At 64.2% G+C, this 25812-nt stretch carries 23 protein-coding genes; 12 read left to right on the top strand and 11 right to left on the bottom strand.

What is annotated here, in order from left to right; all coding sequences use genetic code 11:
* The first annotated feature begins 144 nt into the window (after positions 1-144).
* From EB815_RS11805 to EB815_RS11795, 3 genes are read left to right on the top strand one after another with little or no spacing between them, the layout of a single operon-like run.
* Positions 145-1761: a GMC family oxidoreductase gene (locus tag EB815_RS11805; RefSeq protein ID WP_056578833.1), complete on the top strand. Its 1617-nt coding sequence runs from the start codon at positions 145-147 to the stop codon at positions 1759-1761.
* The gene (locus tag EB815_RS11800; protein WP_056578836.1) at positions 1758-2972 is read left to right on the top strand and encodes a mandelate racemase/muconate lactonizing enzyme family protein; all 1215 of its coding nucleotides are present in this window, start codon (positions 1758-1760) and stop codon (positions 2970-2972) included. Before EB815_RS11805 ends, EB815_RS11800 begins: the two co-directional genes overlap by 4 nt.
* Complete coding sequence (locus tag EB815_RS11795) at positions 2969-3886, top strand: NAD(P)-dependent oxidoreductase (RefSeq protein WP_056578840.1); 918 nt, start codon at positions 2969-2971, stop codon at positions 3884-3886. Before EB815_RS11800 ends, EB815_RS11795 begins: the two co-directional genes overlap by 4 nt.
* A gap of 93 nt (positions 3887-3979) precedes the next feature.
* On the opposite strand, the gene EB815_RS11790 is transcribed toward EB815_RS11795, so the two are convergent.
* Positions 3980-4918, bottom strand: a complete 939-nt coding sequence (locus EB815_RS11790; RefSeq protein ID WP_056578843.1) for a diacylglycerol/lipid kinase family protein — start codon at positions 4916-4918, stop codon at positions 3980-3982.
* A gap of 745 nt (positions 4919-5663) precedes the next feature.
* Between EB815_RS11790 and EB815_RS11785 the strand changes: the two genes are divergently transcribed.
* The 4 genes from EB815_RS11785 (at position 5664) to EB815_RS11770 (ending at position 9005) form a co-directional block, all read left to right on the top strand.
* On the top strand, positions 5664-6098 hold the full coding sequence (locus EB815_RS11785; protein ID WP_056578846.1) for a DUF4383 domain-containing protein: 435 nt from the start codon (positions 5664-5666) through the stop codon (positions 6096-6098).
* 6 nt (positions 6099-6104) lie between these two features.
* On the top strand, positions 6105-7235 hold the full coding sequence (locus tag EB815_RS11780) for a hypothetical protein (RefSeq protein WP_056578849.1): 1131 nt from the start codon (positions 6105-6107) through the stop codon (positions 7233-7235).
* Positions 7236-7353: 118 nt separating this feature from the next.
* The gene (locus EB815_RS11775) at positions 7354-8352 is read left to right on the top strand and encodes an alpha/beta fold hydrolase (protein WP_081295144.1); all 999 of its coding nucleotides are present in this window, start codon (positions 7354-7356) and stop codon (positions 8350-8352) included.
* 131 nt (positions 8353-8483) lie between these two features.
* Positions 8484-9005, top strand: coding sequence for a hypothetical protein (locus EB815_RS11770; RefSeq protein WP_056578854.1), 522 nt, complete (start codon positions 8484-8486; stop codon positions 9003-9005).
* 3 nt (positions 9006-9008) lie between these two features.
* Here EB815_RS11770 and EB815_RS11765 read toward each other — a convergent pair whose 3' ends face one another.
* The 3 genes from EB815_RS11765 to EB815_RS11755 form a co-directional block, all read right to left on the bottom strand.
* Entirely contained in the window at positions 9009-9632 is a 624-nt protein-coding gene (locus EB815_RS11765) for a hypothetical protein (protein ID WP_056578857.1), read from the bottom strand.
* A gap of 95 nt (positions 9633-9727) precedes the next feature.
* Entirely contained in the window at positions 9728-11350 is a 1623-nt protein-coding gene (locus EB815_RS11760) for an FAD-binding oxidoreductase (protein ID WP_056578860.1), read from the bottom strand.
* Between the two features lie 190 nt (positions 11351-11540).
* Positions 11541-11783: a DUF1344 domain-containing protein gene (locus EB815_RS11755; protein ID WP_027047290.1), complete on the bottom strand. Its 243-nt coding sequence runs from the start codon at positions 11781-11783 to the stop codon at positions 11541-11543.
* 431 nt (positions 11784-12214) lie between these two features.
* Here EB815_RS11755 and EB815_RS11750 point away from each other — a divergent pair, with 431 nt between their 5' ends.
* Positions 12215-12709, top strand: a complete 495-nt coding sequence (locus tag EB815_RS11750; protein WP_056578863.1) for a YegJ family protein — start codon at positions 12215-12217, stop codon at positions 12707-12709.
* A 15-nt stretch (positions 12710-12724) separates the two neighbouring features.
* Here EB815_RS11750 and EB815_RS11745 read toward each other — a convergent pair whose 3' ends face one another.
* On the bottom strand, positions 12725-13675 hold the full coding sequence (locus EB815_RS11745; RefSeq protein WP_056579022.1) for a DUF3137 domain-containing protein: 951 nt from the start codon (positions 13673-13675) through the stop codon (positions 12725-12727).
* 192 nt (positions 13676-13867) lie between these two features.
* Positions 13868-14929 carry a CapA family protein gene (locus tag EB815_RS11740; RefSeq protein ID WP_056579025.1) on the bottom strand — a complete coding sequence of 354 codons (1062 nt, stop codon included), beginning with the start codon at positions 14927-14929 and terminating at the stop codon, positions 13868-13870.
* A gap of 172 nt (positions 14930-15101) precedes the next feature.
* Here EB815_RS11740 and EB815_RS11735 point away from each other — a divergent pair, with 172 nt between their 5' ends.
* Positions 15102-16358: a hypothetical protein gene (locus EB815_RS11735; RefSeq protein WP_056578866.1), complete on the top strand. Its 1257-nt coding sequence runs from the start codon at positions 15102-15104 to the stop codon at positions 16356-16358.
* A gap of 177 nt (positions 16359-16535) precedes the next feature.
* Here EB815_RS11735 and EB815_RS11730 read toward each other — a convergent pair whose 3' ends face one another.
* Complete coding sequence (locus EB815_RS11730; RefSeq protein ID WP_056578868.1) at positions 16536-17735, bottom strand: clavaminate synthase family protein; 1200 nt, start codon at positions 17733-17735, stop codon at positions 16536-16538.
* Positions 17736-17835: 100 nt separating this feature from the next.
* On the opposite strand from EB815_RS11730, the gene EB815_RS11725 reads away from it, so the two are divergent.
* On the top strand, positions 17836-18765 hold the full coding sequence (locus EB815_RS11725; protein WP_081295143.1) for a LysR substrate-binding domain-containing protein: 930 nt from the start codon (positions 17836-17838) through the stop codon (positions 18763-18765).
* Positions 18766-18786: 21 nt separating this feature from the next.
* Here the strand turns inward: EB815_RS11725 and EB815_RS11720 are convergent, their stop codons facing one another.
* The 4 genes from EB815_RS11720 to EB815_RS11705 are packed head-to-tail and all read right to left on the bottom strand — an operon-like array spanning position 18787 to position 23654.
* Positions 18787-19065, bottom strand: coding sequence for a hypothetical protein (locus tag EB815_RS11720; RefSeq protein WP_056578874.1), 279 nt, complete (start codon positions 19063-19065; stop codon positions 18787-18789).
* Between the two features lie 24 nt (positions 19066-19089).
* The gene (locus tag EB815_RS11715) at positions 19090-20025 is read right to left on the bottom strand and encodes a hypothetical protein (RefSeq protein WP_056578877.1); all 936 of its coding nucleotides are present in this window, start codon (positions 20023-20025) and stop codon (positions 19090-19092) included.
* Positions 20025-22730, bottom strand: a complete 2706-nt coding sequence (locus tag EB815_RS11710; RefSeq protein WP_056578879.1) for a hypothetical protein — start codon at positions 22728-22730, stop codon at positions 20025-20027. Before EB815_RS11710 ends, EB815_RS11715 begins: the two co-directional genes overlap by 1 nt.
* Positions 22731-22784: 54 nt before the next feature.
* Positions 22785-23654, bottom strand: coding sequence for a protein-L-isoaspartate O-methyltransferase family protein (locus EB815_RS11705; protein WP_056578881.1), 870 nt, complete (start codon positions 23652-23654; stop codon positions 22785-22787).
* Between EB815_RS11705 and EB815_RS11700 the strand changes: the two genes are divergently transcribed.
* Complete coding sequence (locus tag EB815_RS11700; protein ID WP_155772538.1) at positions 23653-24012, top strand: hypothetical protein; 360 nt, start codon at positions 23653-23655, stop codon at positions 24010-24012. The genes EB815_RS11705 and EB815_RS11700 overlap by 2 nt on opposite strands.
* A 160-nt stretch (positions 24013-24172) precedes the next feature.
* The gene (locus EB815_RS11695) at positions 24173-25801 is read left to right on the top strand and encodes a DUF2778 domain-containing protein (protein WP_056578885.1); all 1629 of its coding nucleotides are present in this window, start codon (positions 24173-24175) and stop codon (positions 25799-25801) included.
* Positions 25802-25812: the final 11 nt, after the last annotated feature.

Genomic DNA, 25812 nt, shown 5'->3' with positions numbered 1-25812 from the left:
ATCAAGCGCGATTGTCGGGATTCCCCGCAACTCGGCCTGGCATCGCGGTCGCATTTTTCACAACGCATGCCGGAAGGCGCGGCGACGCGGCGAACCCGTCGCGTCTAGGCTGCGGCCAGTTTTCCGGAGCCACCCATTTCCATCATGCAGACTTTTGACTTCATCATCGTCGGCTCCGGCTCGGCCGGCTCGGTGCTCGCCGACAAACTGTCGGCCTCGGGCCGTTTCTCGGTGCTGGTTCTGGAGGCCGGCGGCACGGACCGCCGTTTCTACGTGCAGATGCCGCTCGGCTACGGCAAGACCTTCTTCGACCCCGCCGTCAACTGGAACTACAAGACCGAGGCTGATCCCGGCCTCGGCGGCAATGTCGACCATTGGCCGCGCGGCAAGCTGCTCGGCGGGTCGAGCTCGATCAACGCCATGGTCTGGATCCGCGGCGCGCGCGAGGATTTCGACGACTGGCGCGCCGCTGGCAATCCCGGCTGGGGTTATGACGATTTGCTGCCCGTCTTCAAGGCGCTCGAGGACAATGAGGCGGGCGCCGACAGATGGCGCGGTACCGGCGGCCCCCTGCATATCAGCAACACGACCAACGCCGTCCACCCGCTGACCAAGCGCTATCTCGCCGCCGGCCAGCAGGCCGGCCTGCCGCTCAACCCCGATTTCAATGGTGCTGCCCAGGAAGGTGTCGGCACCTACCAGATATCGACCAGGAACGGCCGCCGCATGTCCGCCGCCCGCGCCTTCCTGCGCCCGGCCATGAAGCGTGCAAACCTCCGCGTCGAAACCAACGCGCTGGCGAGCCGCATCCTGTTCGAGGGCAAGCGCGCCGTCGGCGTCGAATATCTGCGGAACGGTCAGACGAAAACGGCACGCGCCGGCCGCGAAGTCATCCTTTCCGCCGGCTCGATCAACTCGCCGCAGCTCATGCAACTCTCCGGCATCGGTCCTTCGGCTTTGCTCAAGGGGCTGGGCATCCCGGTCGTCCATGCCAACGAGAATGTCGGCGCCAATCTGCAGGACCATGTCGGCATCAACTACACCTTCAAGGGCAATGTGCCGACACTAAACCAGATCCTGCGCCCCTGGTGGGGCAAGCTGCTGGTCGGCATGCAGTACATCCTGACCCGTTCCGGGCCGCTGTCGCTGTCGATGAACCATGGCGGCGGCTTCTTCCGCACCGACCCGACATTTACGCGCCCCAACATGCAGCTTTATTTCCAGGCGTTCTCGACCGTCATCCCGAAGAGCGGCGAGCGGCCGATCCTGACGCCTGACCCCTGGCCGGGCTTCTCCATCGGCCTGTCCAACTGCCGTCCGTCGAGCCGGGGCGAGATCATGATCCGCTCCAGCAATCCGCTGGAATATCCAAGGATCGTCGCCAACGCCTATTCCACCAACGCCGATGTCGAGGAGATGCTGGCGGCGGTGAAGTTCGTGCGCAAGATCGCCTCGATGCCGGCGATGGCGGAAATCATCAGGGAAGAAGTCCTGCCCGGCCCGTCGGTCCAGTCGGACGCCGACCTGATCACCGATTTCAGGAAACGCTCCGGCACCGTCTATCACCCGGTTTCGACCTGCCGCATGGGGCCCGATCCCTCTCGCTCCGTCGTCGATCCGCGCCTCAAGGTACATGGGCTCGAAGGCCTGCGCGTCATCGACGCCTCGATCTTTCCCGACAACATCACCGGCAACACCAACGCCGCCTCGGTCATGACCGGATGGAAAGGCGCCGAACTGGTTCTGGAGGACCAAAAATGAAGATCACCGACGTCAAGACCTGGGTTGTCGGCAACCCCCCGCCCGGCATCGGCGGCAAGTATTTCATCTTCGTCAAGCTGACCACCGACGGCGGCGTGGTCGGCTATGGCGAGGCCTACAACGCCACCTTCTCCGCCCACGTCACCGCCAGGCTAGTCGAGGACATGGCCGAACGCTATCTGATCGGCCACGATCCGCACGACATCGAGAACTTCTTCCGCCGCGCCTATTCCTCCGGCTTCACCCAGCGTCCCGACGTGACCGGCATGGGTTGTTTCTCGGCACTCGAAATGGCCTGCTGGGACATCGTCGGCAAGGAGGCCGGCAAGCCGGTCTACAAATTGCTCGGCGGCCAGGTGCACGAGACGCTGCGCTCCTACACCTATCTCTACCCGCACACCGGCAGCGTCCACTCCGAGGACGCGCCGGACGGCAGGAACGTCTACAACGACCCCGAAATGGCGGCCGCCTGCGCGCTCGAATATGTCGAGCAGGGGTTCAATGCCGTCAAGCTCGACCCGGCCGGTCCCTACACCGCCTTCGACGGCCACCAGCCGCGCCTGCTCGACATCGATGTCGCCACCCGCATGATCAAGGCGATCCGCGAAGCGGTGGGAAACCGCGCCGACATCCTCTTCGGCACGCACGGCCAATTCACCGCATCCGGCGCGCTGCGCATGGCCCGCGCCATCGAGCCCTATGATCCCCTGTGGTTCGAGGAGCCGGTGCCGCCCGACATGCCCGAGGTGATGGCGCAGGTCGCGCGCGGCACGTCCATCCCGATCGCCACCGGCGAGCGGTTGACGACCAAGTTCGAATTCGCCCGCGTCATCGAGAACCGCGCCGCGACCATCCTGCAGCCGGATCTTGGCCGCTCCGGCGGCATTCTCGAAACCAAGAAGATCGCCGCCATGGCCGAGGCCTACCACATCCAGATCGCGCCGCACTGTTATTGCGGGCCGATCGTGGGTGCGGCCAACATCCAGCTGGCGGTGACGCTGCCCAATTTCCTGATCCTGGAATCGCTGAAGCAGTGGGACGGCTTCCACGCCACGTTGCTGAAGAAGAAGATCGAGTGGCAGGACGGCAATGTCATCCCGTCGAAGGAACCGGGGCTGGGCGTCGAGCTCAACGAAGCGGTCTGCGACGCCCATCCGTACACCGGCAAGGACCTGCATCTGCAGATGATGCAGACGCCGCTGATGCCGTGAGCGAAAGCTACGCCTTCATTGGCCTCGGCCATCTCGGCGGCAACCTTGCCGCCAGCTTGGTCCGCAACGGCTTTGCGGTCACGGTCTTCGACCGCGACCCGGCGGCGGTCGAGCGCCTCGTTGCGCTCGGCGCCACCGCCGCGAGCAGGCCCGCGGAAGCGGCCGCCCGCGCCGGCAACGCCATCTCTTGCCTGCCCTCGCCAAAGGTCAGCGAAGCGGTGCTGGCCGGCCCAGGCGGGTTGCTCGAAGGCCTGCCTGCAGGCGGCACCTGGATCGAGATGTCGACCAATGGCCGCGACGAGATCGTGCGGCTTGCCGCCCTCGCCTTGGCCAGGGGCGTCGAGACGCTGGAGTGCCCGGTTACCGGCGGCGTGCATCTGGCGGCGGTCGGAAAAATCACCGCGCTGGTCGGCGGCGATGCCGCGCTCTACGAACGCCATCGCGCGGCGATCGAGGCGATGTGCGCGCGGTCCTTCCTGATGGGGCCGATCGGTTCGGCGGCGGTGATCAAGGTCATCACCAACATGCTGGCCTTCATCCATCTCGTCGCCGCCGGCGAAGCGCTGATGCTGGCCAGGCAGGGCGGGCTCGACCTCGCCCAGTCCTATCACGCCATCGTTGCCTCCTCCGGCAACAGCTTCGTCCACGAGACCGAAAGCCAGCTCGTCCTCAACGGCTCCTACGACATCGGCTTCACCATGGACCTGGCGCTGAAGGACCTTGGCTTCGCGCTGGGCATGGGCAAGGATTTTGGCGTGCCGCTCGAACTGGCGTCCCGCGTCAACGCGATTTTCCAGCAAGGCAAGGAAGCCTATGGCGGCGGCGCCTGGTCGACCCAGATCGTCAAATTGCTTGAGGATGCCGTCGGTGCCGACCTGCGCGCGCCCGGTTTCCCGGCCAAATTGGAAATCTGAGCCGAAGCCAGAAAACCAAGCGATTTCATCAGCTTGAATCGGTAGCCGGATTCAGTTTCGAAAACACCTGAATCAATCTGGCAACGCCTTGATTCAATATCTGAGCGTCAGCGCCCCGGGCAGGATCTCGAAGGTCGCCGGTATGCGCCCGGGCGACTCGCCGTCTATGTCGACCAACGCGCCGTTCTTTTCCACATCACCCAGCGGTTCGACAACCACCTTCTTGCCGCGCAGGATCGTGATCGCCGGATGGTTGCGATGCCGGCCGCCATAGAGCAGGCGGAGGTCCCAGATCAGCCTCAGCTTGCCCGCCGCGCGCAGGATGACGATGTCGAATTGCCCGTCGGTCAGTTCGGCATCCGGCGCGATCATCATGCCGCCGCCGAAGAACTTTCCGTTCGCCACCGCCACCAGCGCCACGCGCGCTTCGACAGGGGTGCCGTCGTCGACCGTGATCCGGACATCCTGGAAGCGGTAGCGGACGAACTCGACCACGGTGCGCCACAGGAACAGCGTCTTGGCCGACATCTTGCCCTTGCGCTTGTCGGCATTGACGGCGCGGTCGGTAGCGCCTGACAGACCCAGGCTGGCGATGTTGATGAAGTGGCGGCTCGCCAGCGCCCCATGATCGTCGATGTAGCAGATGCGGCCGGCATCGATGGCCCTGGCCTTCGCCTCCGCGATCCGCTTCAGGGTCGCGTCCACCGCCTTCGGCAGACCGAGCCCGCGCGCGAAATCGATCCCGGTGCCGCATGGCAGAAGGCCGAGTTCAGTCGTCCTGCCGCTCTCCTGGAATGCCTGCAGCAACCCGTCGGCCACCTCGCTTGCCGTGCCGTCGCCGCCGGCAGCGATCACCAGGTCAAAGCCACTTGCCGCGAGGTCGATCGCCAGGCGTTCGGCATCTCCTTCGGCCTGCGTCTCGCGCAGTTCGAAATCGCCGAAATGCTTGTTCAGCGAGGCGGCAACGTCAGGCCAATGACGCTTCAGCCAGCCGCCACCGGCAATCGGATTGAGAACCACCCCGACCTTCAACGCGTATCCTCCCCCGGAAGGCGCCTTGCAGGCGGCGCCCGATCCTTTGCCGGCATTGAAACCCGCCCCCGCCGGCGGAGCAAGGGGCGCTGTCATTGCGAGCATTGAAAAGCGGGCAGGCTGTCTAAGGCAGCCAGCGCCGGAATTCCGGGCTTGCGGCAAACGGTCCCCGATAATCCCGCTATCCACAGGCTCGTGGCCATTTCCCGAGACCCTTACCCGGCGTACGTTAAACCCCATCTCAGGCGGCTACCGATCGCCAAGCCGAAAGGCGGAAGTGAAAGGCGGATTTCCTGAGGCCCGTACGGCCCGAAGCGAGAGCAGGCTTGCCTGTTTTGAGGGACGGTAGCCGAGACCTACGGGGCCGCGGAAAGCGTGCCAACGCCGACGGCGGACCGATGCTGCCATGAAGGACGGCAAAAACCTTCGATGGCACGCAGGGCAAGGCCTGCAAGGGCCAAGACCGGCGTGGTCTGGAACGGACGCTGCCTTCGGGTGGCGGCTGGCAGGACCGTCAAAATCAAGGCCGGCATGGCGCGACGACTTTACGGAAGTTGCTGCCGCGACCGTGTCCTGATCTGACAGGGAGGCGCTGGGAGAAATCCCGGCGCCGACTGTCCTTGAAATCTGTTTCCCACAATTTTTACGGTGTTTTCGGCTGGGGCTGCAACCGGCGGCAAAATCGGCTAACGTTCGATGTCGTCAGAGTCCGTTTGAAAACGAGCTCGTAGAAGGGGGAGACTTCATGACGCTCATCCAGAAGCTTGCCGTTGGCTATGCCTTCCTGTTCTTCGCCGTCGTCGCCATCGGCTACATACCGGCGTTCAACGATGCCAACGGCAATCTGTTCGGCCTGTTTTCACTGCAATGGTACGATGACCTGCTGCACGCCTTCTCGGGCGTCTGGGCGCTGGCCGCTGCCTTCATCTCGCATCGCCAGGCGGTGTTCTATTTCAAGCTGTTCGGCTCGGTCTATCTGTTCGACGGCGTACTCGGGCTGATCACCGGTTCCGGCTGTCTCGACGCCGGCATCTTCATCAACGGCTTCCGCTCCCTCAACGACATCGAATTCCCTGCCCGCTTCTTCGCCAACCTGCCGCACATCGTCATTGGCGGCTTCGCCGTCTATGTCGGTTTCTGGCTGTCGAAGCGCATACACGACCACTTCGCCACGGCCTGACCGGCCATGCTCCTGTTCCGCTGGCTGAAGCGCCTCATCAAGACGGTCCTCTGGCTGATCGTCATCGTCATCCTGATCCCGATCGCGGGGCTCGCCTACGGCTTCCTGACGACGCCGTCGCTCGACAAGACGCCGCTGCCCGGCATTGCCGATGGCGCGCCACCCAAGGCGCTGGCCGACAAGGTCCGCGCTGAGATCCCCGGCTACCAGCGGCCCGAGGAATCGACCTTCCTCACCTATCCGGAATGGGCGATCGTCTATGCCGCGCGCGAATATGCCGGCTTCGTCGCCAAGGACCAGCCGAGCGGCTTTCCCTACTGGTCCTATGTCGGCCGCTTCTGGCAGGACTACGCGACCGTGATCCGCGCCAGTTCTCCCTACAAGTTCAACTACGCCAACCACCAGATGCTGGTCATCATCGGCACCAGCCACTCGATCGAGCATATATTGCAATGGGCCTATGAGAACACGGTCGGCCGCATCACCGAGGCAACATCGGCCAAGCGCACCGCCGCCGACATCTACCAGGCCAAGGTGGCGGCCGAATACGCCGCCTTCCTGGACCAAGTGCCGTGGTACCGGTTTCCCTATGGCGAGAAACGCGCCGGCCTGTTTGCCGTGCGGCCGGCGCCGGGAGACAGTTCCGTCCGCACAAGCGAGCGCAAGCTCGCCTTCGGTCTCGCCGACACCATCAAGCAGGGCTATGCCGGCCTGATAAAGCAGGCGCTCGCCGCCACCTCCGACCCGGCTTTCCTCGACATCCATGTCTGGGCCAAGGGACCGGTCGGCGAAGCCACCCGCAACGAGCCCGACACCTTGCTGGAACGAGACATGGGAGCCGACGGCACCATCTTCGTCACCAAGCGCTATCAGGTCTTCACCGACATGATCCCGCGGCTGATCGACAAGGGTGTCTCCTTCGTCGAGATCGGCGGCAATGACGAGATCATGGTCACGATGCTCTCGACCGACTCGATCGCCGTTCCCGAAGGCATGCGCATCCTGTTCAGCTATCCGCTGCCGGCCGACACCGCGACACGCCGCACCGGCATGGTCGTTGCCGTACGCAAGCTGCATCTGGTGCTGCCGTCACTGATCAAGGCCGGCGCCAGGCTCGAACATGTCTACGACTACTGAGGCGACAGCCCAATGCATGTCGCCCAAAAGTGACCTCGGTTTTGGGAGAACGACATGCATAAAAACAAAGACCTAAAGAGCGTCGCATGAATCCGTTTCAACGCGACGCGCTTTAGCCATGCGTCGATTGATCCGGATTGTCGGCTGGCTCGCACTCACGCTGGTCGTGCTGATCGTTGTCGTGCCCATCGGCTTTCGCGGCGCCGCGGCCTTGCGCGAAACGCGGTCACCCCAGGAGGCCGCTCCGCCGGGATCCTTGTTCGCGACCGTCGACGGGCTGAAGATGCACTATCAGGTCTGGGGCCCGCAGGACGGGCCACCCCTGCTTCTATTCCATGGCACGGCCTCCTGGGCCGAAACCTACCGCGATATCGCCGCTCCGCTGGGCGAGCAGGGCTTTCGCGTTATCGCGGTCGACATGCCGCCCTTCGGCTATTCGGAAAGACCTGCCAACCAGGACTATTCGCGCGCCGCCCACGCAAAGCGCGTCCTCGGCTTCGCCGATGCGCTCGGCCTTCGCCATTTCAGCGTCGGCGTCCACTCCTATGGTGGCGGCGGTGTGATCGAGGCCGCTTTCTCCGCCCCGGATCGTATCGACGCGCTGATCCTGCTCGACGCGGCGCTTGGCCTCGGCCAGACCGAGGCGCCGGCCTTGCCGTTCGCATCCCTGCTCGACAGGGACTGGCCGCGCCAGCTCCTGACCGCCTCGACCTTCACCAATCCGTTCATGACCGGGTTCGGTTTGCGCCAGTTCATCGAGAATGACGATCTCGTCACGGCGGAGCGCATTGCGATCTACACGCGCCCTTTGAACGTCAAGGGCACCACCAATGCCGTTGGCCACTGGCTGCTCAGCGGCCTCTACAATGACGAGCGGAAATCGCTTGCCGCCAATCGGGCGAATTATCGCGCCTTCACGCCGCCGGTTCTCGTCATCTGGGGGCGAGATGACACGACCACCCCCCTCGCACAGGGCAAGGAGATCGCTTCGCTGTTTCCACATGCCGAGCTGGCCGTTCTCGATGGCGTCAACCACATCCCTCAGGTCGAGCGCCCGCAAGACGTGGTCCGGCTGATCGCCAGTTTTCTCAAACGGACCTTGCCGGCAGCCCAATAGGCACGCGCCGCCATGCTCATTCCACAATCGCGGCAAAATCCCGCCTTGTTCGCGCGCGATGGAGGGTGCAAGCCGCCTGAAAGCCCGGCATGCACCGAATGGGCGCTGGGGCACCTCGAAGGGACAAGACCGTGATCAAGACCGCCCTTGTCGCCATGACCATTGTCGGCTGCGACTGCGACGCCAAACTGTGCGAATATATCGGCGAGACGCCCGCCAAATGGTCGAGCATCGCCGAGTGCGAAGCCGCGATGAAGAGCCAGATCCTGCACGAGCGCAACTTCGACTATCCGCTGGTCTCCGGCATCTGCCGCACCAAGGGCTCGTCGTCATCCTCGCATCTGGCCGCGATTGCATCCCAGCCGGAACTGAAGCCGGCCGACAGGGTCGTTCGCAGCGAAAGCCCGCTGCCGCCGGAATTGAGCCATCGGCCAAGCGTCCCGGTCGGTTCGCCGACAACGGCGGTCGAAGCGGACGCTGCTCGGCCCGTCTCCTATGAGCAGGTCGTCGATGGCGGAACCGGCGTGCTCTACCGCACCAAGAACGGCTATGCCGTGGTCAAGACCGATCTCGGCCGCGCGGCTTCCGCGACCGCCGACGCGGCAAAGCGTTCCGTGAACTGGCTGGCCGGCCTGGTGCCGACGGGACTGTAGCCCCTACATCTTCAGCTTCAGGCTCTCCCAGAACTTGTCGATCAGCGGCTGTTCCGTGGCCGCGTCCTCGCCGGCAACGCGCGTGATGAACAACAGCCCCTGATCGGCGAGGCCGAAGCCGACGATCTCGAAATGAGCGGTATCGGTGCGCGTCTTCACCTCGGCGCGGATGCCGGTCAGTTCCTTGCCGTCGGCAAGTTTGCGCGTCGTCGGCTGCTGCGTCAGCTCCGCGCCGGCCTGCACCGATTCCCTGGTCATCTCCTGCAGCATCAGCTGGTTGAGCGACACCGGGTTCATCTTGCCGTATTCCTGCACCACGACGATCGTGCCCAGCGCCGAGGCCATCAGATATTGCGTGATGTTTTCGCCCAGATCAGTCTTGGTCACCGAAATGCCGCTCGGATGGACGAAGGAGAAACTGTCGCCGGAAAAGGTGGCGAAGTCGTTGCGCTCGAGCGTCACCTTGCTCTGCTTGCCGCCGGGCAGCGTAATGGTCGTGCTCTCACCGGGATCGATATCGACCGCCACGCCGTCGATGGTCAGCTTGAACGCCTTGAGGTCCTCGGCCCCTGCCGGCCCAGCGCACAGCGCGATAAGAGTGAGGGCCGCCGCTGATACCATACGCATTGATTGTTCTCCTGCTCTATTCCTGAGCAGTTCCCTGGGGAAAGCGCTGCGCGGTTTCCCGGAAAAACCACTTCACGCTTTTCCTGGAACTGCTCCTACGCCACCCCGCTCAGCGCCTTGATGGCACGATAGAAGGTCGAGGAAAACAGTTCCGTCGGGTCATGTTGCCGCTTCGCGGCCAGGAAGGCCGGCAGTTCGGGATAGGAGGCCAGCAACTCCCTGGCCGTGTAATGCAACTGGTAGGGCAGGAAGAAGCGCCCGCCATGCTTGATCGTCACATCAATCAGCGCCCGTGTCAGCGCCCGCATCCTGGCATTGCCGTCGGCATCGGTGGGCTGGTTGATGTAGAGCACCAGCGAATAGGCGGGCTCCGGCGCGTAGGTCAGCGCCACATCCTCCTTGTGGACGATGCGCACCGAGGCGTTGAGCACCGGCAAAGACTGGTTGCGCAGGATCTCGCGGGCTTCGTTGATGAACCCGACATAGGCGGCGCGTGGAATAAAATATTCGTGCAGGATATCGGTTTCGTCAGCCAAATCGTTGAACAGATACGGCACCGAATCGTGCATCGGATTGTTGCGGGTGACGAGGCAGGCCTCGCCTTGCGCCATGGCGGAGGTACGCGCCACCGTGCAGCTTTCGAACTTCGGCTCCAGCGTCTTTTCGGTGAACCACTTCAGCTCCTGGAACACGCTGCCCAATTTCGCCAGGTTGATGATGACCCGCTTCAGTCCGACGCCCTCCGGTTCGCCGATTTCAGGCTGGTCGGCCGGCGGCTGGTCGGCCACCTTGTCGTAGCGATAGACGATCATGTCCTCGAGGAAATTGCCGGGTGCCGTCGACAGGTGGCCGTAGAACAGGCCGATATCCTTGTTCGGCTCCAGCACATCGGCGAAGAATCTCGGGAAATCGTCGGATCTGATGATCTCGCGCGAGGTGCGGTAGACCACGTTGTCGACGATATCGAGCGTCGCCTCCAGCACCGCGCCGAACAGGCCGTAGCCGCCGACGACGTGGCGGAACAGGTCCGTGTTCTCGCTCGGCGAGCACGTGGACACCGACCCGTCGGCCAGCATCACCCGCATGGAGCGGATCGAGCCGGCCACCGAGCCCGCCTGATGGTCCATGCCGTGCGCGTTGACCGACAACGAGCCGCCGACTGAAAAGATGTCGGTCGATTGCATCGCCTTCACCGCGAAGCGCGGATGCAGCAGGTTCTGGATATCATGCCAGCGCGCGCCCGGCTGCAAGGTCATGGTCATGGCCGCCGCGTCGACGGTGACCTTGTTGAATTTCCTGAGGTCGAGCACCAGGGCGTTGTCGTCGAAGGCATGCCCCCCCATCGAATGGCGGATTGCGGCCAGCGATACTTTCAGCCCGTTGGCGCGTGCGAAGGCCAACGCCTTGGCGATATGATCTTCCTCGCTGACCTCGACCACGCCATAGACCGGTGTCCGCGACAGGCCGCTGGCATCGTTGATATCGCCGCCCCTGGCCGACCAGGGCAGCGAGGGATCGAAGGCTGGGACATTCTCCGGTGGCTTCAGCGGCAGGGCTATGCCGTCGATATCAGCGATACGTCCGGCATTCTTCGGCCCCGAAGGCCCGCGCGCGAGCCGTGCCATGGTGGTGCCGCCCCACAGCACCGCGCCACCGACCACCGCCGCGCCGAGCACCAACCGGCGCGACAGGCGAAACCCTTTCCGTTCGTCAGCCATGCGGATCCCCCGTTGCCCAAGGGATAGCGCGGCTCTTTGGCGAAAACCATAGGGGGGCTGGGCAGAGCCGTGGCGCCACTTCGGCATCACGGTGGCTGATGTTCCGACATCACGGGGCTAGTCTCGCTGGGTTGCGCTGCCCCTCATCCGCCTGCCGGCCCTTCTCCCCGTGGGGAGAAGGGCGAAGCCTCTACGAAGCCTTCTTGATCGACGTCACCATGCCGGTCTTGTCGTCGACAGTTACCGCCACCTTGGCGCCGACCTTCAATTTGCCGATCTTCGCTTCCGGCGACAGCTGGTAGATCTTGCCATCGTCGAGCGTGATCGACTTGGTCGTCGGGTCGACCGCCTGGATGGTGCCCTGGACGGACGCGGCATAGGCCGTGCCGAGGAAGGCGAGCAGAGCGGCGGTGGTTGCGAGGGTCTTCTTCATCGATAGCACTCCGTGCTGTTTCAGTTTTCCGGGCCGTCGCCTTGGGCAACGACGACAGCACCGAACGAGCCGACACTGGCCGCAAAGCCTGCTGGCTGCAAATCACGTTGGATGAATTTTTGCAAACAAAATCAGAGGCTTAATTCTGACACATTGCTTGCGGCCGGTGTGACATCCAAGCGTCTCGGTTTCCCCGATGAGCGCACTTCATTCCATGAATAGAGTCCTTTAACCGGATTGCGGCGGACGGCCTCCAACCATCACGCCACTGCCGCAATCCGCATCGCCCGACATCACGAAACAGCCTGATGGGAGTCCATCGGGACAAATTTTGTTTCATGGATCGGTGAAACGCCGGACGAACACCATCCGTCGGTTGAAAACCCGAAACCGATGCACGATGGTGTCGACTATTGTGGAAAGGGAAGCTCATGAAGCTCGCGGTTCGCACCATGCTGTCCCTGATGTTGGCCTTGGCTCCGATTTCGGCCAGGGCGCAAGATTCCCAGCAGGGCGACGACAAGGTCGTTAACGTCGCCAGGGATGACCCGGATATGACGGCGGCCATTGCCCAGGCGCGCGCCAGCCTCGATCAATTCCTGGCATTGTCGGACGCACCACCAGCTGGAACGTCAGACTACAAATTGAAAGTCGAGGTCAGGGACGGAGACACCTCGGAACATTTCTGGATCATCCCCTTCCATCGGACCGCGACCGGGTTTGCCGGAACATTGGCGAACGAACCGCAGGCCGTCCACAACGTCGTGGCCGGCCAGGAACTCGAATTCACCCGCAACGATGTTTCCGACTGGGGCTATACCAAAAACGGCCGCCAAGTCGGCAGCTTCACCGTCTGTGTGTTGTTCAAGACAATGGCGAAGGAAGACGTCGACTATTATCGTGAGAATTATGGCTTCGACTGCTGACGACGAGTCGGCAGATCAACCTGCCTCGTCCTTCACACCGATCTTGCGCACCAGTGCGGCCGTCGCCAGCATGGCGCCCATGTCGGAGATCATCGGCGCCACATGCCTGGTGTAGTCGAGCGGCACCGAAATCTCAGGCAACTCGAAGAAATTCTTCGCCTGCGGCAACAGCAGGAAACCGTCCCCGCCATTGAGGGCGACGCGGGCCGGATCGTCCGGCCAGGTTTCACCGAGCCATTTCAGCGCCTGCGCCAACCGGCCGGTCACCAGCGGCCGTGCCGCCTCGATATTGTCGGTGCGGAATTCATAAGCCGCGTCGATCAACGGCTCACCCGACGACAGTTCCTGCAGCTTGGACCCGAACAGGCCGCGGAAGAAGCCGACGACAGCGTTGGTGCGCCGCGTCGCCACCAGGATTCCCGGGAACGGCTCGACAGCCTCGAAGGCGACGATGACGCCCTTGAAGGCGGTCGATGAGCCCTTGCCGGTCCCTTCCCGCAGTTCGGCTTCGTAAAGCTCGAATGGAAACTCTTCGTAGCGCCCGGAAACGACATCGTCGAAGGCTTGCCGGTTGAAAGGCCCGACCGCCTCGCGCGGCAGCCGGTCGAACGAGTTCGGCCTGCCGCCATGCTGGTAACGCACCTCGCGGATGAAGCCGAAGATGATCGGCAGCAGCGTGTCGCGGAACGATTGCTGCAGCCGCGTCGCCGGCTTGATGGCCTGGAAGTAGAGCAGGATCGAGGCGGCGAAGCCGATGAAATAGAGGAACACATGCGGCGTCGAGAACCATTGCTCGTTGGGGTCGGCGACCTTGTTGAACAGCCAGGCGATCACCACCACCGCCGCCAATGTCAGGCCGACGAACAGCGGCACCCGCCAGCGCACCTGCCGCGCCGCCGAGGCCCGCGCCGCCTCATAGGCCTCGATATTCTTCCGGATGCCGGCGATGACAGTTTCATCAGGCATGAAATCCGCTGTTTCCACCGCCACCCCCGCTGCCTCGACAGATTCATGATAGCTGGTTTTGCAGGAGCGGCGCCAGACGGATGGCGCTTCTTCCTTCTCCCCTTGTGGGAGAAGGTGGATCGGCGCGTCAGCGCCGAGACGGATGAGGGGTGTTCCAGCGGAGTGAGACGCTGGCATTCCCTGGAGCACCCCTCATCCGTCGCCTTCGGCGACACCTTCTCCCACAAGGGGAGAAGGAAAGATCGCCCTCAGCCGCTGCTCGAACTTTCCCCGCATCCCACCGTCCAACCCCTCGACCGGCACCAGCCGCTCATGGCCCTTGCCCCGCAGCCGCACGAACGGATGCATCCGGTAAGCCGCTACAGCACCACGCGTCCCCGCATCGGCGCTGACATCGACGACGAAAATCCCGCCAATGCGCCCCGGCCACCGCTGGCGGGCAAGCGCGGTGCCAAGGAAATCGCCGAGCCCGTAGGCGACGATCGCGTCGCGCATTCGTTCCACCGGCTGCACCACATGCGCATGATGGCCGGCGATCAGCCCGACGCCCTGCCCGGCCAGGCGCCTGGCCAAAGCCCGCGTCCCGGCGCGCGGAAAATGCCGGAACTCCCAGTCCCAATGCGGCACCGCGCAGAGAAGATCGACGCGCGGCCAGCTTTCTGGATCGCTGGCCATCGAAACGCGCCCGGCAAACAGGCTCTCATCTGCATTGCGCCACAGTGTGAAGGCCGCCAGGCCGACATCCAGCGGCCCCACCTTGACCATCTGCACCGGGCCATTGGCGGCCAGGCCGATGGTGCGGATGCCGAGCCGCTTCAGTGCCGCCACCGTCTCGTCGAAACCCGCGACGCCCTGGTCGAGCACATGATTGTTGGCCAGCGAAAGCACGAGCCTTTCGCGCGCAAGACCGGTCGCGGCGAGCGCCTCGGCCAGAAAGCGCTCGCTCATCGCGTGGTGCGTGCCGAGCCTGGTGCCCAGCACCGCGCTTGGCCTGTCCACGACAGGGCTTTCGCAATTGCCGATCACAAGGTCGGCGCCGCCAAGCAGCGCCTTGATCGCCGGGTCGCAGTCCGGCGCACCGCGGTTGGCCACCGCCGAGATGTCGCCGACGAAGGCCAGCCGCACGGTCTGTGCGGGTAGCGGCTCCATGAGCGTTCCCGACGCTGGCGCAAACCCATCGGCGCCACCGCCAAGCGACGGTTTCAGGAAACGCGGCAGCCAGGACAATTTGTAGGAAAGCGGATAGTTCGACACGCAATGTCCAATCGTTTGCCTTGTGTAGACGGTCTGCCGGACAGGTTGAAGCGTGTGGGTCGACAATCGCACATCTTCGACGATGACCGGCTGGGCCACACCGACACCGGCGGGCGCGACGCCGCAAATGGTGTATATTTGCTCGGCGCGACACATAGTTTTGGGGGAAAAGATGAACCGAATTTCGAGCCTGCTGGCATCCGCCTTCATTGTGCTTTTGCCCTTGTCTTCCGCCGGCGCGGCCATGCCCGAAGCGGCAACCGCACTGTTCCAGGCCAAGACCGTGGCGGCGCGCGACAGCGCCCTGTCGACGCTGGAGGCGGCCGCACCGAAAGATCCGGCATCGGCCTATGCCGCCGGCGCCGGCGAATTCTTCACGGCGCTTGAATTGCTCGCCAGCGGTTTGCACCGGCACGGTTTCGAAAGCCCGCAATCCTTCATGCTGCCGCTGATGCAGTTGCCGGTGCGGCCCAATCCGAACCCCGAGCCGCTGACCTACGAACAGTTCCGCGCCATATTGGTCACCTTCCGCGACCGGCTGGAAAAATCCGCCACCACGCTGGGCTCGGTGCCGGCCGATGCCGATATCGGCATGGTCATCGACCTCACCCATGTCGGCATCGACCTCAACGAGGACGGCACCATCGCCCCGGATGAGAGCATGGCGGCGATCATGGCCGCGCTGTCGCGTGGCAGCATCTCGCAAGGCGATAGCGCACCCGCGCTCACCTTCCGCTTCGACCGCGCCGACGGCTATTGGCTGCAGGGCTATGCCGAGTTCCTGATGGCGCAGGCCGATTTCTGGCTGGCGCATGATTTCAAAAACACTTTCGACGGCTCCTTCCACATGCTGTTCCCGCGCGCCAGGCTGCCGTTGCAGGATATTCTCGTGCCCCCGCCGAGCGAGATGGGCTCGAACATCTTCTCCTCGGAATGGCGCATCGCCGATTTCATCTCGATGGTGCACATGATCAACTGGCCGGTGGTCGAGCCGGAACGCCGCAAGGCGGCGCGCCAGGAATTGCTCGAGATGATCCGGCTGTCGCGCGAGGACTGGAAGGCGATCCGCGCCGAGACCGACAATGACCGCGAATGGCTGCCCGGCCCGCAGCAGAAGGGTGCAAACCCGCTGACGGGCCTCGAAGTCGGCGAGGAACAGGTTCAAGCCTGGCTCGCCGCCTTGACCATGGCCGAGGATTTGCTCGAGGGCCGTGCGCTGCTGCCGCACTTCCGCATCACCGGCAAAGGCATCAACATGAAACGCTTCTTCGACGAACCGAAAAACTTCGACCTGATGCTGTCGATCACCGGCCCCGGCATCGCGCCCTACCTCGAAAGCGGCAGGATCCTGACCAGCGAGGATTTCGACCAGATCCAGCGCGAGTTCGGCGGCGGCGGATTTTTGACGTTCGCGCTGTGGTTCAACTGAGAGAAGTCATCTCAAGTCGAGAGGAGCGCGCTGCAAGGCGTGTTGAGATTCAGGTCAGGCCGAGTCGAAAACGGTGGGTTCCGAGAACCGGAGCGAAGCGTACTTTTGGGTACATGAGCACCGGAAGCGCAGGAAACCATCGTTTGCAGACCGGCATCACCTGAATATCAATGCGCCTCAAAAAATCGCCCCCTGATACAGCACCGCCTCGGCCTCCTCGGGCGCGAACCGTCTGGCCAGCGAGCGAAAGGCGCTGTGCACACCGTCGCGGTCGATGTTGCAGCTTCTCAGATGCCGCACCGCAAGCGTTGGATCAAAGGCGCTGCGGCCATGCAGGACGCGCTGGTTGTCGAAGACCAGCACTTCGCCCGGCTGCAACTGGTGCTGGAACTGGTTCTGGGGATCGCGGATCAGCCGCGTCAGTTCGGCAAGCGCTTCGATCAGCCCATCGATCCGGTCAAGGGGCGCCCATTGCGGCGCCAGGCAGCGGTCATTGTAGCGGATGCCGGTGACCGCGCCTGCGGCATCTAGGCTGATGACATGCGCCTCGGCGCTGAAGAACACCTCGCCTTCATGTTCGCGGTGGAAGGTAACGCCGTGCCGCGTCAGGAGATCGAACAGGTCGGGGGTGCGCGTCCGCATCAGTTCGGCGACATGAAAGCCGTCGACCATCAGCGAGGTGCCGCCGGTGCCGGCGCCCGTGCGGATGGCGTGGAAGAAGATGAAGCCCGGCGGCGCGTAGCGGAACGGCTCGTCCGTGTGCGGGATCTGCGCCCGCGCCGTCTCGCCCGCCACCCGCGCATCGGGCCGCGAGATGAGATCGAACACCTTGCCGTAGCTGGTCTCGCGGATCGGCCCGTAGCGGCCCGCGACCCGCGCCGTTGCTTCCGTCTCGGCCGGAACGCCGGTCAGCATCGCGATGCCATTGTCCCTTAGCGCCCGGAGCGACTGGAACAGCGCTTCGTCATTCGCGACCACCGTGTCGAAGGCGAAGCGACCGAGCCGTGCGGTGAGATCGTCATTCCAAAGTTGCGGCCGGAAACGGGCCGGACCCGAGCCGCCGGCATGACCCGCCAGGACGGTCGAATCGTAATGCGACACATGCCCGTCCTGCCAGATGGCCGTGACCAGCCCCGGCACGGAGACATCGAAACTTTCCGCATGGATTGCCTTGTCGACATCAGCCGGCGTCAGCCACCTCTTGCCCGAGGCGGTATCGCCGCATTGCCCGCATTCGCAGGCCAACCGCAGCCAGCGCGTCGAGAGTTTTGCCGATCGGCCGTCCGCCAGTTCGACGGCAATGCGTGCGCCTTCCGCGCGCATGGCGCGGATCGGCGCGACGGCATGTCTTTGCTGTTGCTTTGGCGTGTCGAGCATCTGGCGTCCCCTGCGGTTGAATTCCTTCGACCAGCCTAGGCAAGGAAAATCCCGTAATCAAACGAGTTCCCTTCTCCAAGCTTTGAGCTAAATTCAAAACATGACGACGCTTAGGGATTTACCGCTGTCGGGGTTGCGGGCGCTGGTGGCCGCCGCCAGAGCCGGCAGCTTGACGCGCGCGGCCGAGGATCTGGGCGTCACGCCCGGCGCTATCGGCCACCAGATCCGGCAGTTGGAAGAACGGCTGGGCGTCAAGCTGGTCCGGCGCGAGGGCAACGGCATCGTGCTCACCCGTACCGCCGAGGCCGTCTTGCCCGATATCGATCGCGGCTTCGATGCGCTGGCCTCCGGCATGCGCCGGCTGCGCTTCGAACGACAGGCCGAAACCTTCACCATCTCGGCCGATCCGTCTTTCGCCTCGCTTTGGCTGGCGCCGCGCCTGGCCATGGTGCGGCCGGCCTTGGGGCGGCTCGAGGTTCGCATCGTCGCTTCCGTTGCGCTCGATGCCATGGCCGAGGAAGGTGTGGACCTTGCCATCAGCTATCGCAAGGGATCGGCATCTGATATCGCCGCACTCGACCTCTTCACCGAGCGGGTCATCCCCGCCTGCGCACCGACGCTGGTCCAGGATCGTGCCGGGCCGGACAGGGCCGAAGTGCTGGACAGGATGCCGCTGCTGCATATCGACCCGATGATGGGCGACGATGTCTACCCCAACTGGCGGGACTGGTTCGTTGCTGCGGCGCGGCAAAGGAAGGACATCGACCAGGGTCCGAGCTTCGGATTGACCATCATCGCCGCGCAAGCGGCGATTGCAGGCATGGGTGCGCTGCTGGCCAGCGAACTGGTGCTGCGCCGCCATCTGGACGCTGGCCATCTCATCGAGATCGCGCGCGAAGTACCGGCCCTGACCATCAGGCGCCGCCTCGCCTGGCCCGAACACGGCCCGAAAGCACGCAGCGCCGCGACGGTGGCGGCGGCGCTTCTGGCGGCGGCCGGCGCCGGCATCGATGGCGCCCTGCCGCGGTGAAACTCTATCGCCCGACGCCCTTTAGAAAAACAGCCGCTGTAGCCGTAGAAGCCCGGCCACCGCGCCGGCAATGAGCGCGTTCGAGATCACGCCGATCGCAGCGGTCGTCCAGGCGATGTCGCCGGACTGGCCGAATATCACGAACGGAAATCCGGCGGCGATGACGACAATCGCCACGAGCAACCCAAGCCAGCCGACATTTGGCCGCTTGGCCACCCGGCTGAGGAAATAGGCGATCCCGACCAGCAGAATCCTGAGCGGGTCCAATATCTGGGCAATGACGATGGCGGTCAGAAGCATGGCCGGGAACTGAAACCTCCAAATCTAGCGCTGGAATCCAGACAGCCGGGCAAGCAGCCATTGCACCGGATTGCCGACGAAGGCGCGGGTGACGAACGTATCGTGGGCGGCGTCCGAGGCAAGGAAGACAACCGTCCCGGCTTCGAGGCGGCGTGGCGGATCGGAACTGGCGTTGATGCCCTGGCCCGCCAGCAACTGCCTGATCTCGGCATTGCCGGAGGCCGAGGATTTGCCATAGGCGCTGACGAAGAAACGCTTCCGGTGCCGCGCGACCCAGTTGGCGAAGATGTCGGCCTCGTCGAAGACGGCGTCGAGCAGGATGACGCCGAGCAACCGGTCGCCGACGTCACCATTCCTGAGAATAAAGGCGGCGGGATTGTAGCCGCCACTATAGGCGACCAGCACCACCGGCATGGCGTCGAATTTCGCCACCTTGGCGCCGGTCAGCTTGGCCAGGCCTTGCGCCGCCTCGGCCATGAACTCCGCAAAATAGCCCGGCGTCCAGAAATTGCCGGCGCTGGAATCCTGCGCGTTGCTGGCGAATTGCGGCGCCACCAGCACGGCGTTGAGGCCGGAGGCCTCGACCTGCGCGACGACACGCTGGCGACCGACCACATCGCGCTGCAAGGTGGCGCCATTGCCGTGGAAGAACACGACAATGACCGCCGGCTTGGCCGGATCGAAGCCTTTTGGCACGGCGAGCAGCGTCGAGCGGTCGGAATAGGTCTCGTTCTCCCAATAGATGCCGCCGCGCGGCGAGGTGTGACCGCGCCTTCCGTCCGCCGCCGTCACGTCGAGAAACGGCGCGGAGCCGTCGGGCAGCTTGCCCCGGTAGGGAAAGGGTGACGCCTTGAACGGCACGATGGTCGAGATGGCCTTGTGCAAGCGCGCCCCCTGGCTTGCCACAGGAAACGCCGCCGTGGCCAGCAGTCCGGCAACGATGGCGCGCCGGTCCGGCATCAGGCCGCCACCAGCCGCACATCAGGCGCCTTCGACGGCAACAGCACGGCGAAGAAGGCCGGGATGGCGATGAGATAGGCGATCGCCGACCATTGCAGCACGGCGCTCAGCCCGAAGCTGGTGGCGATGATAGGCACAGCGGCCGAACCGATGACCGAGAAGCAGCCATTGATGCCCCAGGCCCAGACGAACAGATGCTCCTTGCCGAGCCGCGCCAGCCAGGTCATGGCGATGGCCATCGGCATGCCCATCAGGAAGGCCGGCGGCGACACCAGCAGAAAGCAGAGCAGCAGCCGCACCGCATAGGGATAGGCGCCGATCCGGTCGAGCACCGGCGACAGATAGAAGCCATAGGCGAAGAGCAGCACGCAGACCGCCAGCAGCACGACGGGCAGCAGCGTCCTGGCGCGGTCGAAGATGCGCTCGGCGAACAGGCTGCCGAGCCCGGAAAACACCAGCATCGAGGAGATCAGCACCGAGGCCGACACGGTCGGATTGGCGAGCGCCACGGTGAAGCGGCTGATCAGCCCGACCTCGACCATGATGTAGCCGAGGCCGAGACAGGCGAAATAGAGGATGGTGCCGAGCTTGCCGCGCGAGCGCGAGAACACGATGCGCCAGCCGAAGATGACCGGCAGCAGCACCAGCGATGCGGCCGTGATGCAGGTGATGCCGAGCGTCGCCCAGATCAGCAGGTAGCCCCAATCGTCCTGGAACAGGTCGAGCCGGTCCAGCGTGCGCGGCAGGTCGGCGACCTTCACATAGGCCGCGAAATAGGGCTGGTCGTTGCTCAGCGCTCGTGCGTCGAAGACATAATCGTTGGCAAGCTTCTGCCAGCCACCGGTCAAGAGCGCATGCCAGGTCATGCGTTGCAGTTCCGTCGCCGGCAACACCTGCGGGCCGGCCTCGCCGCCGGCGCCCGCGCAGGCATCGAGCGTCGGATCGGCGGGTGCCGTCGGATCGCAGTCGGGGTTTGCAGGCCCGGTAGCGTCGGCTGGCGCGGTCGCATCGGCGGCGGGCAGCGTCAGCGTCGCGTCCTGTCCGCTGCCGAAGATCGAGGCACGGTAATCATCGAGCACCTTTTGCGCGCCCGAACCGTCATAAGCCATTCCCGGATAATAGACTTCCTCCCAGGACATCGACCTCGTGTAGTCCCGCAGCGTCTTGATCTCGGCCTCGGTGAAGCCGCCGCGCTTGAACAGCACCGTTGTCGTCGACAGGTAGCTCGACACGGCGAAGATGTCGTTGGCCGCGCCTTGGCTGTCGAACGTCCTGGCGGCCTCGGCGATGGTCGCATAGAGCTTCAGCACCGACTTCGGCGGCTCTTCCTTGTTCCACAAGGTCACCGACAGCACGCCGCCATCGGCCAGGGCGTGCATGTAGCTCAGCATCGCCTCATGCGTGTAGGCGTATTTCTCCGAAATGGCGAAGCCGCCGGGATTGGACAGGCCGACGCTGTCGGCGAGGCTGAGGTCGATGACGTCGTAGCGCTCTGTCGTGTTGGCGAGGAACAGCCGCCCGTCATAGTCGATCACCTTGAGCCGAGGCTCGGCCAGGATGTCGCCGGTCACGTCCTTCAGCACCGGATCGCGGAACGCCCGCAACGTCATCGGGTTGCTCTCGGCGACGGTCACCGAGGTCGATCCGGCATTGAGCGCGGCCTGCGTCGAGATACCGCCGCCGAATTGCACGACGAATGTCTTGGGCTTGTCCTTGATGACATAGGGATAGTGCATCGGCAGGTAGCGGAAATAGACCTGCTCGGCCGGCGCCAGATTGCGCATGATACCTTCCGGCCCCTCGCCGTCGCGATACATGCCGACATAGGTGTTGGCCGGAACCTCGGGCATGCCGAAGGCGGCGTTGTCGCTCAGGCCCGGCGCGAAATGCATGTAGGAGCTGGCATAGACCTGCAGGTCGCCGAAGGGCGAGACGCTGCGGTAGATACGCTTGCCGTCCGGGAAGTTGCGGGCATAGGCGACACCCTTGTACTGCGACACGGCGATGTCGGGGATGCCGAGCAGGCCGGGCAGCATGAGATAGCCTGATATCGACAGCGCCGCGACGACCACGCCGGCGACGACACTCTTCCAGGCACCGAACGCGAGGAACCACAGCAGCGCCCCGGCCGCCCACAAAAGCAACGGCACGACGATGATGGTCTCCGGCGCGAAAAGATAAAGCGACACCAGAACCACGAGGCCGGCCAGCCCCGAACCGGTAAGGTCGGCGAAATAGACGCGGCCGAAGGCGGTGCGGCTTTTCAGGAAGACGATGCCGAGAAAGAAGGCACCGGCCAGGAACGGCAGGAGATAGAGCAGGAAATTCGCCAGGAGTCGCCACTTCTGCTCGGGGTCGGAAACCAGGAAGATGGCGTTGAACGGCACTGTCTGGGCAATGAGGTTGGAGCCGACCGCGAGCGGGCCGATCAGCAGCAGGGCCGCCGTGGCGGCAACTTGCCAATGGCGATCGAACCAGCCCTTGCCGGCGAAGATGACGACGCTGGACAGCGAGAAGCCGAGCATGGCGAGGCTGACCACCAGCGAGCCGAAATGCGACCAGCTGCCGACAGCGAAGACGCGCATCACCGCGATCTGCAGCGCGATGATGGCGCCGGCGATCAGCCCGACCGCCAAATAGTGCGCGAACCGCGGCGCCTCGAGCGAGGCGATGCTTGGCCGGGAGGTCGATACGACAGCCGTCATTCAAGCCCCTTGATGCGGCGGTTCAGCCCAACAGGCTTGGACCGGCGCGGCAACTCATCCGTTGTGCGTGCCGACGATCTGGTCGCCTTCCAGCTTGGTGAACGGCACGAACGGCACCACCTTGCCATTGTAGATGTCCGAGCGGACGATGTTGAACGTGCCGTCGACGAGTTGCTGCTTGATCACCTTCAGCACGTGCTGGGCGCCCGGCGGACCGACCGGAATGACCATGACGCCGTTGGGCTTGAGCTGCTGCAGCAGCGAAGGCGGGATGTGGTCGATGCCGCAGGTGACGATTATCTTGTCGAACGGGCCGACGCTCTCCCAGCCATAATAGCCGTCGGCACTGCGGCTGGTGACGGAGCCGAACACGCTGTATCCGCGATCGATCAGCGCGTCATAGGTGCGGCGGGTGCGCTGTGCCAGCGGATTGATGATCTCGATCGTGTGTACCTTGTCGGTGAGATTGGCCAGATAGGCCGACTGGTAGCCGGAGCCTGTGCCGACCTCGAGCACGGCTTCGCCAAACTGCACATCGATAGCCGTCGTCATGCGCCCGACGAGATGCGGGCCGGAAATGGTCACGCCGTAGCCGATGTCGAGGAAGGCATGATCATAGGCTCGCGCCAGATTCTGCGGCAGCACGAATTCCTCGCGCGGAGTGGCGAGGAAAGCACGCTTGTTGCGGTCGTCCAGCACGTCCTTGTTGTAGACCATGACCTGGAAGCGATCGAATCGCTCGGCCAGGAACTTCGGATCCTCGCCCCGATTGGCCACCATCCAGTCGATGAACGATTTTTTGTCATTGAATGGGAGTTCGGCGTTGCGGTCGTAGGGAACCGGCACATTGGCCCTGACCGAGGCCGGAAGAATGGAAAACGCCGCAGCACCCGCCGACAGCGCCAAGAAGTCGCGACGCTTCATGGAAAAAGCCTCCAAAAGTGGCCTTTGCCACCCCAAAACCAAGCACTTTAATCCGATTGCACCGCCTCCCAAAACGAGTCAATGGCCGCCGGAAGGCAGCCGCCGGGCTCAGGATTTTGTGGCAGGAGGGCAACAGTTCGGCCGATCGACAGGGTCTTTTTCGGCCGAAACGATCGGCAACCACCCCTCACCCAGCATGATCCCGGGTGGCTTTTTGCTGATTTGGCGCAGGCTGTTTCGCTTGACTCGGCCGTCAAAAACAGGCAGCAAACTTGCTTCGGAAGGGCTGCAATACCGCGTGCATGATCGTGGACGAGCCTTTTTTGGCACAAAGTCCACGTCTCTTGGTTGGTTTTGAGAGGGATTGGTTAACCAACTTTGTCCATATTTTGAAGCAATCGGCAACCAACGACAGGCGCGGCAAACGCGTCGGGGACCACCTGGGATCACTCGCAGAATGGTCGTCGCGGCTGACAAGGCCACGTACGGGGAAAACCGATTGGAGCAAGATTGGTTGCATGGCGTTGTCGAGTAAACGAAAAATAATCCGGGACCAGCGCGAGGGCGGCGAGTTCGTCGATGCGCCTCGCACCCCTTCCTTCAACCCGCAACGGCTCGTCCGCTGGGTCGCGGTGCCCGGTGTCAGCGCTGCCGTCGGCCTCTGGCTGGTCGGCACCATGGCCGGCCTCAGTTCCGTGGGCGCCTCGTTGTCGGCGACATCGGGCGGCCTGCCGCAGACGCTGTCCATGCCTGGCTCGCTGGCGCTGGCCGATCCGCTGAAGCAGCATTTCCTCATATCCTCGGCGCCTTTCGTGCTCGCCAATGCCCATGGCGGCGCGCAGGCGCTGCACGATCATGCCGTGCAATGCGGCGCCAGTTGCTTCAAGCTGGCCCGCGTGAGCCCGCTGGCGAAGAAATCCGCACGCCTGGTGGCGCAGGCAAAACCGGAACAGCCAATTGTGAAGTCGAAAGCGCAGGAGCGTTTCGAACGCGTGGAAGCGTCGCTGTCGCCGACCAAGCTTGCCGCCGCCCTTGCCGGTGCCGGCAAGCCTGTTGCCACGGCCGACGCCCGCCCGGTGATTTCCAAGGCCGCGCCGCGGATTACCGAGGCCTCGCTGGTGCCTTCCGTTCAGGTCATGGCCAGCCTGTCCGATGACATGCCGGCTCCAGCGGCGGAACGCTTCGCTCCTGCCGATACCGGTTCGGTTGTCGTGCAGACCGCGCCCGCGCCGATGGGCTTTGCCCAGTCGGAGACGCCTGACAATGCGCAACTGGCGCTGGCCCTCGTGCAGTCGATGCCCGTCGAGGACGAAGCATTCGCCTCGCCGCTGCCGATGACCGAATCCTCCGCCGATGTCGCGGTTGCGCCTGTCGAGACCCAGCAGGAACAGCCCGGTGATGCCGCCTCCTTGCCGGATGCGCTGACCGACGACGTGCCGCTGCCGACCCGTCGCCCGCAATATGACGCGCCGCAACCCAAGGCCGTGGAGCAGGATGAGCCGGCGCCGCAGCCCAGGATTGCCCAGCCCAAACTCGCCCAGCAGAAGCCGGCGCCGCAGGCAAGGCCGGGCCAGCAAGCCCAGCCGGCAAGGCCAGCCCGCGCCGGCCGGTCTGGCGAAGGCGGCGACGTGCTGGCCTATGCCAGGCCGGATACGCCCTCTGGCGGCCTTGGCCAGGCGTTCAGGAACCTGTTCAACGGGCCGAGCGCCGGAAGCGGAGCCGGCCACGGCGTCGCCGTCTATGACATCAGCGCCAAGACCGTCTACATGCCCGACGGCCAGCGGCTCGAGGCACATTCGGGTCTCGGCGCCATGGTCGACCAGCCGCGCTATGTCGACGTCAAGGATCGCGGCCCGACGCCGCCCAACACCTACAATCTGTCGCTGCGCGAATCCCGCTTCCATGGTGTCGAGGCCATACGCCTGACACCGGTGAATGGCGGCAACAAGTACAACCGCAACGGCCTGCTCGCCCACACCTACATGCTGCGCGGCGGCCGCGCCGAGTCCAATGGCTGCGTCGTCTTCAGGGACTATGCCCGCTTCCTCGCCGCCTTCAAGAAGGGCAAGGTCACGCGGCTCGTCGTGGTGCCGCGCCTGAACGGATCGGCGACCCGTGTGGCGGCGGACAACGCACGCGGCGCCTGACCGCGACACGC

Source organism: Mesorhizobium loti (genome assembly GCF_013170705.1).
Lineage (GTDB): Bacteria > Pseudomonadota > Alphaproteobacteria > Rhizobiales > Rhizobiaceae > Mesorhizobium > Mesorhizobium loti_D.
This window is presented reverse-complemented; position numbering and strand designations above follow the sequence as displayed.